General features: G+C 57.8%; 11 protein-coding genes. 3 read left to right on the forward strand and 8 right to left on the reverse strand.

Annotation, left to right across the window (positions count from 1 at the left end):
* Positions 1-9 precede the first annotated feature (9 nt).
* The 3 genes from prpC to IOD17_RS11010 form a co-directional block, all read right to left on the reverse strand.
* Entirely contained in the window at positions 10-1,173 is a 1,164-nt protein-coding gene (gene prpC, locus IOD17_RS11000) for a bifunctional 2-methylcitrate synthase/citrate synthase (RefSeq protein WP_233685132.1), read from the reverse strand.
* Positions 1,174-1,245: 72 nt separating this feature from the next.
* Positions 1,246-2,133 (reverse strand): methylisocitrate lyase, encoded by an 888-nt coding sequence (prpB, locus tag IOD17_RS11005; protein WP_233685133.1) that lies wholly within the window; start codon positions 2,131-2,133, stop codon positions 1,246-1,248.
* Entirely contained in the window at positions 2,130-2,861 is a 732-nt protein-coding gene (locus IOD17_RS11010) for a GntR family transcriptional regulator (protein WP_233685134.1), read from the reverse strand. The genes prpB and IOD17_RS11010 overlap by 4 nt, the downstream gene beginning before the upstream one ends.
* 301 nt (positions 2,862-3,162) lie before the next feature.
* Between IOD17_RS11010 and IOD17_RS11015 the strand changes: the two genes are divergently transcribed.
* Genes IOD17_RS11015 through IOD17_RS11025 form a run of 3 tightly spaced genes read left to right on the forward strand, consistent with a single transcriptional unit; the run spans position 3,163 to position 6,222 of the window.
* Positions 3,163-3,699 carry an ATP-dependent zinc protease gene (locus tag IOD17_RS11015; protein WP_233685224.1) on the forward strand — a complete coding sequence of 179 codons (537 nt, stop codon included), beginning with the start codon at positions 3,163-3,165 and terminating at the stop codon, positions 3,697-3,699.
* 5 nt (positions 3,700-3,704) lie between these two features.
* Positions 3,705-5,231, forward strand: coding sequence for an inactive transglutaminase family protein (locus IOD17_RS11020; protein WP_233685135.1), 1,527 nt, complete (start codon positions 3,705-3,707; stop codon positions 5,229-5,231).
* A 4-nt stretch (positions 5,232-5,235) separates the two neighbouring features.
* Positions 5,236-6,222 carry an alpha-L-glutamate ligase-like protein gene (locus tag IOD17_RS11025; RefSeq protein ID WP_233685136.1) on the forward strand — a complete coding sequence of 329 codons (987 nt, stop codon included), beginning with the start codon at positions 5,236-5,238 and terminating at the stop codon, positions 6,220-6,222.
* A gap of 64 nt (positions 6,223-6,286) precedes the next feature.
* Here IOD17_RS11025 and IOD17_RS11030 read toward each other — a convergent pair whose 3' ends face one another.
* The 5 genes from IOD17_RS11030 to IOD17_RS11050 all read right to left on the reverse strand — a co-directional run bounded on the left by IOD17_RS11030 (position 6,287) and on the right by IOD17_RS11050 (position 11,385).
* On the reverse strand, positions 6,287-7,438 hold the full coding sequence (locus tag IOD17_RS11030; protein ID WP_233685137.1) for a MalM family protein: 1,152 nt from the start codon (positions 7,436-7,438) through the stop codon (positions 6,287-6,289).
* A gap of 9 nt (positions 7,439-7,447) precedes the next feature.
* Positions 7,448-9,040: an outer membrane protein transport protein gene (locus IOD17_RS11035; protein WP_233685138.1), complete on the reverse strand. Its 1,593-nt coding sequence runs from the start codon at positions 9,038-9,040 to the stop codon at positions 7,448-7,450.
* Between the two features lie 17 nt (positions 9,041-9,057).
* Positions 9,058-10,062, reverse strand: a complete 1,005-nt coding sequence (locus IOD17_RS11040; RefSeq protein ID WP_233685139.1) for a transporter — start codon at positions 10,060-10,062, stop codon at positions 9,058-9,060.
* Between the two features lie 38 nt (positions 10,063-10,100).
* Positions 10,101-10,862: a C39 family peptidase gene (locus IOD17_RS11045; RefSeq protein WP_233685140.1), complete on the reverse strand. Its 762-nt coding sequence runs from the start codon at positions 10,860-10,862 to the stop codon at positions 10,101-10,103.
* 88 nt (positions 10,863-10,950) lie between these two features.
* Positions 10,951-11,385, reverse strand: coding sequence for a DUF6160 family protein (locus IOD17_RS11050; protein WP_233685141.1), 435 nt, complete (start codon positions 11,383-11,385; stop codon positions 10,951-10,953).
* Between the last annotated feature and the right edge of the window lie 215 nt (positions 11,386-11,600).

Raw genomic sequence — 11,600 nt, forward strand, 5'->3', positions numbered from 1 at the left:
CGCTGCTCATTATTTGCGGTCCTTCAGCGGCACGAACTTAAGGTCCTCAGGGCCGGTATAGTTGGCGCTCGGGCGGATGATCTTGCCGTCGATGCGTTGCTCGATAACGTGGCTGGACCAACCGGAAGTGCGCGCAATCACGAACAGTGGAGTGAACATGGCGGTGGGCACGCCCATCATGTGGTAGCTGACGGCGCTGAACCAATCGAGGTTGGGGAACATCTTTTTGATGTCCCACATGATGGTTTCCAGGCGCTCGGCGATGTCGTACATCTTGGTGTTGGACTGCTCGAGCGACAGCTCGCGCGCCACCTCCTTGATCACCTTGTTGCGCGGGTCCGCCACGGTGTAGACCGGGTGACCGAAGCCGATGACCACTTCCTTGCGCTCGACACGGGCGCGGATGTCGGCCTCGGCCTCGTCCGGGTTGTCGTAGCGTTTCTGGATCTCGAAGGCCACTTCGTTGGCGCCACCATGTTTCGGGCCACGTAATGCGCCGATGCCACCGGCGATGCAGCTGTACATATCCGAGCCGGTACCGGCGATCACCCGCGAGGTGAAAGTCGACGCATTGAACTCGTGCTCAGCGTACAGGTTGAGCGAGGTGTGCATGGCGCGCACCCAGGACTCGCGCGGCTTCTCGCCGTGCAGCAGATGGAGGAAATGCCCGCCGATGGAATCGTCATCGGTTTCCACCTCGATGCGCTTGCCGTTGTGGCTGAAGTGGTACCAGTACAGCAACGCGGAACCCAGCGAAGCCATCAGCTTGTCGGCGATATCACGAGCACCGGGGTGGTTGTGGTCGTCCTTTTCCGGCGACACGCAACCGAGCACCGACACAGCCGTGCGCATCACATCCATCGGATGGGCAGATGGCGGCAGCTGTTCAAGGGATACCTTCAATGCCGCAGGCAAGCCGCGCAGGGCCTTGAGTTTGGCCTTGTAGCCGGCCAGTTCGGCCACATTGGGCAGTTTACCGTGCACCAGCAGGTGAGCGATTTCTTCGAACTCGCAGCGGTTGGCGAAGTCGAGCACGTCATAACCACGGTAGTGCAAGTCGTTGCCGGTGCGCCCCACGGTGCACAGGGCGGTGTTGCCGGCGGCGGTGCCGCTCAAGGCAACGGACTTCTTCGGCTTGAAGCCGGGCGTGGTGGTGTCTACGGAAGCGCTCATCGCGGTCTCCTCAGTCTGAATCCGGTGGTACGGCTTGTTGTTGTGGCAGGCCGCGTGCGACCTGCATCCCGGTCACTTCTTGCCGGCGGCGAACAGGGCGTCGAGCTTCTGCTCGAAGGCGTGGTAGCCGATGCGGTCATACAGCTCGGCACGAGTCTGCATCAGCTCGATGACGTCTTTCTGATGGCCGTTCTGGCGGATCGAGGTGTAGACGGCTTCCGCTGCCTTATTGGCGGCGCGGAAGGCCGACAGCGGGTAGAGCTGAATGGCCACGCCAACCGAGGCCAGTTCGTCACGGCTGAACAACGGCGTGGCACCGAATTCAGTGATATTGGCCAGCACCGGCACATTCAGCGCATCGACGAAGCGCTTGTAGGTCGGCAGGTCATAGGCGGCCTCGGCGAAAATACCGTCGGCACCGGCTTCCACGTAACGCTGGCAGCGCTCGATGGCGGCATCTACGCCCTCAGCTTGAATCGCATCAGTGCGGGCAATCAGGAAGAAGTCAGGATCGGTCTTGGCATCGGCGGCAGCGCGCACGCGATCGACCATTTCCTCGCAGGAGACGATCTCCTTACCCGGACGGTGACCACAACGCTTGGCACCGACCTGATCTTCGATATGCGCGGCGGCTGCGCCGGCCTTGATCAGGTTCTTGATGGTGCGCTCGATATTAAAAGCCGAAGGGCCAAAGCCGGTATCGATGTCGACCAGGAGCGGCAGGTCGCACACGTCGGTGATGCGGCGCACATCAGTGAGCACGTCATCCAGGGTGTTGATGCCCAGATCGGGCAAACCGAGGGAGCCGGCAGCGACCCCGCCACCAGACAGGTAAATGGCCTTAAAGCCCGCGCGCTTGGCCAGCAAGGCGTGGTTGGCGTTGATCGCACCGATTACCTGCAAGGGCGACTCAATGGCAAGCGCCTGACGGAAACGCTGGCCGGGGGAAAGCTGACTCATGACTCACCTCGTGGTTTGGCTGTCTTGGTGTGTGCGCCCGTACTGCTGGAGAAGTGGCGCTCGATATTACGTTTGGACGCACCGATATGGCGGCGCATCAACAACTCGGCCAGTTCGCCGTCTCGGTCGGCGATGGCGTCGAGAATACGGTGGTGTTCGGCAAAGGCCTGGCGAGGACGATTGGGCGTCGCAGAAAACTGCAGGCGGTACATGCGCACCAGTTGATAGAGCTCGCCACAGAGCATCTGGGTCAGGGTCTTGTTACCACTGCCCTGGATGATGCGGTAATGAAAGTCGAAATCGCCTTCCTGCTGGTAGTAGCCAACGCCTGCCTTGAAGGCCGCGTCCTGCTCATGCAGGTTCAGCACCTGGCGTAACTCGTCGATCTCCGCCTGGGTCATACGCTCGGCGGCTAAACGGCAGGCCATGCCTTCAAGCGACTCGCGAATTTCATAGAGTTCGATCAACTCGGCATGATTGAGCGACACCACCCGCGCACCGATATGCGGCACCCGTACCAGCAACTTCTGCCCTTCCAGGCGATGGATCGCCTCACGCAGCGGACCGCGGCTGATGCCATAGGTGCGCGCCAACTCCGGCTCGGAAATCTTGCTGCCAGGAGCAATCTCGCCCTTGACGATAGCCGCCTGGATGCGCCGAAAAACTTGCTCGGAAAGCGTTTCAGAATCTTCCTGAAGCGTTTCAAGTGACTCAGAGACATCCAACATATTGTCGACACTAGACTGATTCAATGCCGAAAAATTACGCCTCAAGCACAGCCATGTCAAACAAACCCACACAACTGTCGACAATATTCGCAATGACTTTAGTCGAGCAACAACGCGACCTTACTTGCACAAACGCCCATAAGCGCCTGTCCGGACTGAAAAACCCCATGTTAGAATGCCGCCCGTTTGGCGCTCGCGGAGGAATTGCAGAGTGCCTGCTAGACTCCAGAAGCAGACCTGCCGGCCACCAGGCAGGCACATGGATGCTTTCTTCTTTATAAACACCATGCCGCCAGGACTTATGACACTAAAGCCCGCCCTCCTGCTGCTATGCCTGCTACTTGCCCCCGGCCTGAGCCTTGCCGCGGAGAAGACAGTCTATGGGCTTAATGAATACGTCCGCCTGTTCGACCTCGACCTGAAGCTGGCCGCCAAACTCGACACCGGCGCCAAGACCGCCTCGCTCAGCGCCCGTGACATCAAACGCTTCAAACGCGACGGGGAAACCTGGGTGCGTTTCTACCTGGCCATCGACGAAGCCCACACCAGCCCGATCGAGCGCCCCCTGGCGCGGATCAGCAAGATCAAACGGCGTGCAGGCGACTATGATCCAGAGGAAGAAAAAACCTACACGGCGCGCCCGGTGATCGAGATGGATGTCTGCATGGGTCACAGCCTGCGCACAATTGAAGTGAACTTGACCGACCGCAGTGCATTCCAATACCCGTTGTTGATAGGCTCAGAAGCACTCAAGCGCTTTTCGGCCCTGGTCGACCCGAGTCTTAAATACGCAGCAGGCAAGCCTGCTTGCACCCCTGACGCAAACCCTGGCGAGTAATTCCCATGCGCTCTCTTACCCTCCATCTGAAAGTCCTGGTCATACTCCTTGTGAGCCTGGGCGTTCTGATTACGGCTTATCAGATCTTTATCCTCGGCATCCCGATGACTGAAGATGAGACTGACGACCTGTGGAACATCGACGCCAAGGTCGAGTTCCAGGCCAACCCACGTGAGCCGGTCAAACTGCAGATGTTTGTACCGCCGCTGGCCCAGGATTACGTCAGCCTCAACGAGAGCTTTATCTCGAACAACTACGGTGTGAGCATCAATCGCGCCGATGGCAACCGCAAAGTCACCTGGTCCGCCCGCCGTGCCAGCGGCAAGCAAACCCTGTACTACCGCCTGGTGCTGACCAAGCGCTACAGCGGTGAGCAGGCCAAGGCCAAGGGCCCGATCTTCCGTGACAGCATCCCGGTCGAGGGGGTTGAGAAAATTGCTGCCGAAGCGCTTCTGGCACCGATCCGCCAGCACTCGGCAGACGTCGAAACCTTCATCAGCGAAACCATCAAACGCGTCAACAACAGCAATGACGACAACGTCAAACTGCTGCTGAGCGGTGATGCCTCGACCCCGAACAAAGCCAAGGTCATCGAACTGTTGCTGTCTATCGCCCACGTGCCGATGGAGCGTGTGCACACCATTCGCCTGGCTTCCGAAATCCAACAGAGCCCAGAATTGTGGCTGCGCAGCTTCAACGGCGAGAAATGGCTGTACTTCAACCCGGAAAGCGGCGAGCAAGGTCTGCCAGTTGATCGCCTGGTGTGGTGGATCGGTGATGACAACCTGGTCAGCCTGGAAGGTGGCAAGCAGGCACAGGTCAGCTTCAGCCTGAACAACAGCGAGATGAACGCCATTCGCCTGGCCAAGCTGACGGATGAAAACACCGACGCCGACTTCCTCGAGTACACCCTGTACGGCCTGCCACTGCAGACCCAACAAACCTTCATGATCATGGTGATGATCCCGATCGGCGTGCTGGTGATCCTGATCCTGCGCAACCTCGGCGGCCTGCAAACCCTAGGTACCTTCACCCCAGTACTGATCGCCCTGGCCTTCCGCGAAACCCAGCTGGGCTTCGGTATCGTGCTGTTTACCGTGATTACCGCACTGGGCCTGTCGCTGCGCTCCTACCTCGAACACCTGAAGCTACAGATGCTGCCGCGATTGTCGGTGGTACTGACGTTCGTGGTGGTGCTGATTGCCGTGATCAGCCTGTTCAGCCATAAACTCGGCCTGGAGCGCGGCCTGTCGGTAGCCCTGTTCCCGATGGTAATTCTGACCATGACCATCGAGCGCCTGTCGATCACCTGGGAAGAGCGCGGCGGTGGCCATGCCTTCAAGGTCGCCATCGGCACCCTGTTCGCCGCTACCTTGGCGCACCTGCTGATGAGCGTGCCGGAGTTGAACTACTTCGTGTTCACCTTCCCGGCCGTACTGATGATTCTGGTGGGCTTTATGTTGGCGATGGGTCGCTACCGTGGCTACCGCCTGACCGAACTGTTCCGCTTCAAAGCCTTCCTCAAGGACTAATGCCATGTTCGGTCTGATCAAGACGTGGAAAGCCCTCGAGGCCAAAGGCATCATGGGCATCAACCGGCGCAATGCGGACTACGTGCTGAAGTACAACAAACGGCACCTGTACCCGATTGTGGATGACAAGATCATCACCAAGATGCGCGCCATCGAAGCAGGTATCGATGTGCCGGAAATGTACGGCATCATCGACACCGAAAAAGGCATCGATAACCTGCGCACGATCATTGGCGATCGCCCGGACTTCGTGGTCAAGCCGGCGCAGGGCGCTGGCGGTGACGGCATCCTAGTGATCGCCGACCGTTTTGAGGACAAGTACAAGACCGTTTCGGGCAAGATCATCAGCCACGAGGAGATCGAGCATCAGATTTCCAGCATCCTCACCGGCCTCTACTCCCTCGGCGGCCACCGGGATCGTGCACTGATCGAATACCGCGTCACTCCGGACCAGATCTTCAAAAGCATCAGCTATGAAGGCGTGCCGGATATTCGCATCATCGTGCTGATGGGCTATCCAGTCATGGCCATGCTGCGTTTGCCGACCCGTCAGTCCGGCGGCAAGGCCAACCTGCACCAGGGCGCTATCGGCGTGGGTGTGGACCTGGCCACTGGCGTGACCCTGCGCGGCACCTGGCTGAACAACAAGATCAGCAAACACCCGGACACCACCAACGCGGTGGACGGTGTGCAACTGCCTAACTGGGACGGCTTTATGAAGCTCGCCGCTGGCTGCTATGAGCTGTGTGGCTTGGGCTATATCGGTGTGGACATGGTGCTGGACCAGGACAAAGGCCCGTTGATTCTCGAGCTCAACGCCCGCCCCGGCCTGAATATCCAGATCGCCAACGACTGCGGCCTGACACATCGCGCCCATGCTGTCGAAGCCCGCCTGGCCGAATTGGCCAAGAAAGGCATCGTGGAAACTGCCGAGGAACGCGTGCGCTTCTCGCAAGAGCTGTTCGGCCACGTATCAATCGCCCAGATATAGAATCTGATGCGCAATAAAAAGCCCGGAGTCATCCGGGCTTTTTATTGGCTACTGTTTGGCTCACTCAACGCACAATGGCCAGCTCAAACGCGCCCTCATCACTGTGAGCATGGCTCTGCATACCCGCCTCATCCAATGCCAAGGCCTGCAAAGGACGCTTGAACGGTTTGTTATCCAGGGTTTGCAGGCTGCGATCCTCATCCGTGGTCAACACTAATACATAGTGCTCACCCGCTGCCGCCCTCACCGGTACCGTGCCCTCGATAAAGGCGTAGCGGTACCAGGTTTCAGCATGCAACTGATACACCGCATCACTGACCAGCCGGGTCGGCTGCTTGGCCTGATCAAGAAACAGCAAGGAGGGATAGGCCACTTTCTTGTTGGCAAAACTGCGGATACGCAGGCCAAAGTCGTACTGCGAGCGCGGCAATTTCAGGGCAGCGTAGTAGCTCTTGCCCATGGGGAAATCCAGGCTGGGGGAAAAGCGATTTAGCTCTTCATAACGTGGTTCATCGGCGCTGAGTGGGGTGAAATCATCCTCGTTCAACTGCCCACAGCAGCGCTCAAGCAGTGCCTGATAACGCCCTTCGCTTTTAGCCTCGGTACCGGCCAGCAGAGCCTGCATGGCCGCCGTAGGTTGCCCATCCAAACCCGGAAGGCTTGGAGGTTTGGCATCAAAGGTCACCTCTCGCCCTTGGGTCAACGGTACATTGTGCAAGGTCGGCGTTGGCGCCTTGGCGCCCTTGGGCGGCACCTTGGAGTTGCGCATGCGGCCTTGTTCATCGACCCAGGTGAAGTAGCGGCCATCCTGCTCATCCCGAGCAAAATCGCGACCTTCAAGCACATCCGAACTGATATAGGCGCTGGAACGTTCACCCGTTCCCAGGAGCACTTCGTTACCTCCAGCCTGAACCTGCTGGCCAGCGTAAAAACTGTTCTGCAGATTGCCACTGGCATCTACCCAGGTGAAATAACGCCGCTTGCTTTCGCCCGTGCCCTTACTGCCCGGCCAACTCCCAGCCCCCGCATCGTCACGCAAGCGAGCCTGATCACTGCGCTGGATCGTAGTGGCCGCCGCACGTTGATGGGCCGCATAACGGTCGCCCACAAAGGTGTTATGCACCCGCCCCTGATCATCAACCCAGGTCAGGTAGCGGCCGTTGGCAGCCGCGTACTGGCAGACTAACAACCCGAACAGAACCCACAGCACGCGCATAGCAGAAACCTAGAAAGTGGTGCGATAGGTCAAGGCCAGCACATAGGCCTTAACACTGGTTTTCACATCAAGATCGGCATAGGGGTTGTACACCATGCTGTCGATGGTCGAACAGTTGATGTTGCAGCTGGAGCGCGCCGGGATGTCCTGCTTGCTGACCAGGTAATTGAAACCCAGGTCAATCACCGTGTCCTTGTCCCACTGGTAACCCAGGCCCAGGCCATAGAGTTTGGCATCACCCAATGGGGCCAATATATCGGCTTTGTTCGCAGGAATTGCCGACGGCCGCGGCTCATAACCCATGCGCAGACTCAGGCGATCATTGACCTGATACTCCACACCAATCGCCCAACTCCATACCGACTCGTAGCCGCGATCGAGAATGATGGTGGTCGAGGTTGCGTTTTTAGGTGAGAACAAACTGGCGATGGTCAAGATATCCAGCTGGCGATCGAACTCCAGCTCAAACTGATCCCAAGCCTCGTAGTCTGTCCACTTCACGTCCAGGTTGATCTGCCAGCGGTCATGCGGTTTGAACTTGATGCCGGTCGCAAAGTGCGCGGGATAGGTCATGTTCAATGACACATTGCCGCGCTCCTTGTCGAATAACCCATCAGGTGTAAGTGTGCTAAATACCTTACCTATGAACGAGCTATCCAGTCCCTGCCAGAAGCCCTCCCAACCGGCCGAGTAGTCGACCACATACTGCCCTTTCAGGCGCATCCGGGCCTCACTCTGATAAACCGCCCCAAGGGCAAACCAGTCGTTCGGCTCCCAGAGGAAACCAACGTTCCAGGTCGGCGAAAGGGTTTGCTGCATATCGATATCGATATTGGCGATATCAGTAAACGGCCCCAGTTCACCGCCGCAGATATTCAGAAAAATTTCGAATGGATTACCGCTGACAGCACATAACGCCTCCTGGGCTACGCCCACAAACCCGGTGAGGATGCCCGGCGCGCGAAAGTCCTGATTGAGAGCCATGGCCTGATGGGAAAAGCCGACGGACAAGCCAACTGACAGCTCATCGTTGACCTGATAAGCCAGCGAGGGTGAGAAATAGGTCAGTCGCTGGAGCACCAACTCCTTGCCCTGATAGCGCCCCGGATCATCATCATCACGGGCAAAGCCGAGCGCCTGCGGGGTGTACATATTGGTTGCAAAGGTGAGTTTCGACCCCGGCGGGTTGATCGACAACCCTGCCAGCGGAGCAAATAGCATGGGCAACTCGGTAGCACCGCCCACACCAGGCAGGTACATCATGGCAGCACCAGCCTGACTGGACGAGTTAGCCACAGGATCATCATTCAAGCCAAGAAAGCTGCTGCCATAACCGGGCGGTGCATCGAACTCGGCACGAATATCCATCATCCCGGTGATGAACTTAACCGTTGTCTGCCGCCCTTTGAGCTTGCTCAACGCGGCCGGGTTGTAGTGCACGGAGTCAATACCGGTAAAGTCGGCCGTTACCGCATTGCCAAGTGCCATGGCTTTGGGGCTGCCAATGGTCAGGTTCTGAGCCAGTTGTGCCTGGGCCAGGCCTGCATAAAGCGTAGAGGTCCAAAATATCGCCTGCGCAAGCAGCGAAATTCGCATGGTCATGAAGTGCTCGCTCGCGTCTATTGGGCCTTCAGGCCTTTGATATCCAAAGGCATGGAGATGCCCAACAGTACATCCGGCGAGTCCTCGGTCATGCCGAAGCCAGCATTGACGTTGACGATATGCTCCGGCGAAGTGCGCAGCCCCAGCGAGAAGTTCATCACGGCGCTGGTTTGGCCTTTGCCCTCAGCCTCACCGTCAGCGAAGGTGAAGGTCGGCCTCAGCGAGTGTGACATCTGGTAGGAGGTAGCCAATGACACGTCATAGGACAAGGCGTAGGCGAAGCCCATGCTCAGCGAGAAGGACGAGCCGGGGTCGACCTCTTCAAGCAAACGACCACCGCGCACCTGACCGATGCCCGTAATAGGCATGTTGTAGGTGTAACCAAGCGAACCGAACAGCACCACAGGGTCAATCACATAAGACAGGTTCGCACCGACACCCAAACTGTAGGTACCACTACCGGTGGACAGGTCAGTCCGAGAGTTGATGTCATAAGGGCTGTTGCCAGTCGGCAGCCCGAGGGTGGCGTATAGGGTGGTAACCGGTTTACCGCGCAGCGAAGTCCAGGGTTGCCAGCGCAGACTGGCGGAAATATCGCCGAGGCTATAGGCATTCAGATCGCGCTCAGTGTCGTATTTGGCCACCATAGGTAGGCGTACACTGAACGTCAGGTTGTCCCAGACGCCGTAGTCAAAGGTGAATGAGTTGGTAAAGGTATGTTGCGCCTCACTCTGCCCGATCACGCTGAAGACATTGTTGCCGGTGCGCACGGTCTCGATCACCGTATCGCGCACCAGGGAGTAATCGAAACCATAGGTCAGGGTTCGCTCACCCTTTTTCAGCAGGGTGTAGCTTTTCTCTGCTGCCTGGAACACCTGCTCCAGCGCTTTGGCGCTGTCAGCATCGTCTTCCTGCTTACTAAGTGCCTCGCGCGCCTGATCAACAGACGCCGGATCGGCATACGCCGCTGAACTGGCAGCACCTGCCAGTATGGCCAGCCACACACAACACAACACTCTCATGGCACAGCCCCCAAATATTATTGTTATGCCGGGCGTTATTACTTACGTCGGATGTACCGAATGTCGCCCCCCGACCCCAGCTCTGTGGCCTGGTTGTCGATGAACTTGGTCATTTGCGGGAACTCACGGAATGCCAACAAGCTGACGGTGCGATCATCAATGATGCGCAAGTCCTGCTCGGTTAAGGCAAGGGCATTAGGTGGTTCATTACCATTGGGAAAAATCACGAACACTACGTTCTGGTCCCAGATTTCCTCAAAACGTGTCCGGGTAAAACTGATATTGCCCAGTGCAGGATCGGCAACAAACACATGGTCGTTGTGCACATCGCGCACCACCACAAAGTGCTTAAAGCCGGCATATTCGATAGGGACGATGGCCGGATGCTCAAGCTCATCGAGATCAGAGAAGGCCGCGCGAAAACCACCGCTTTTGTAACCCAGCGCCGTGACAAAGCGCTTCATATCAAGCAGGGAAAAACCACGCCGCTCAACAATTTTGTCGGCCTCACCAAACTGCAGCAAACCCTCCATCACCTGACGTTCCTGCAGGTTGCGCCCGAGGAAATAATCCAGCAGCGAAGTCAGGGCTGCCGAACCGCAGCTGTAGTCATAGGCCTGTCGAATCACATTGCGAAACTGCAACTGGCTCATTGGCTCAAGCGTCACGGTCTCGCGCAGCGGACCATCCGGCAACAGGTGCTGATTGATATAAACCGTACCCGGTGCGGGTGGTTTGGTGTCCACAGCTTCGGTGAACCCCCACACCCCAATCAGGCTGCCCAGCAAAATCTCGATCATTCGCCCACTGCACTCCTGCCCATCAAGAGAAAAGCCCTACCGGCCGAAGCCGGTAAGACTTTTCATCACACGCGACAACTAAGTGAACTTAGTGGCCCCAGACTTTAACGGTGGTGCCAGCCATGTTCATGTCGTTCACAGCCAGGGAACCGATGCTGGCAGCGCTTGTGCCACCGACTTTGATAGCACCAACGCTCAGTTGGCCAGTGATGGTCGGCAGGCTGATTTGCAGCTGCTGAGTGCCGCTGCCATTCTCGACTACGTCAACTTTGACCGGTGCAGAGTCAGAGATGTTGAAACCAGTGAAAGAAACTGTCTCCAGACGCAGCGAACCACCGCCGGCGTCGGTATCGGTGTATACCAGGCTGCCGATGGTGCCGTTGAAGCTACCGGAGATGCTGATACCGTCTTGACCAGTTACGGTTGCCAGAGCGGTGTCGTCCATGGCTTTGAGTTCAGCCTGAGCCATGAAAGGAACAGCCAGAACAGCGGTAGCCAGAGCCAGTTGTTTGAGGGTTTTCATTGTTATTGTCTCCACAGTTCACTAATGGGTTGTCCCCGGCAGGCTGCTCTGGACTCCTGTCCTTCTCAGCTCCAGCGGCTCACGCCACTTACCAGGTCTGACACTGCTTCCTTATTCGCGTCAGGCTTGGAATCGTGAAGCAACATGCTTCTCGTCCTGACGCTAAAGCTACTGGTGCCTGCCCTGGCTGCCAGCCCATCCAAGGGATGGAGCGC

The organism is Pseudomonas anguilliseptica (assembly GCF_021375795.1).
GTDB classification, from domain to species: Bacteria; Pseudomonadota; Gammaproteobacteria; order Pseudomonadales; family Pseudomonadaceae; genus Aquipseudomonas; species Aquipseudomonas anguilliseptica_A.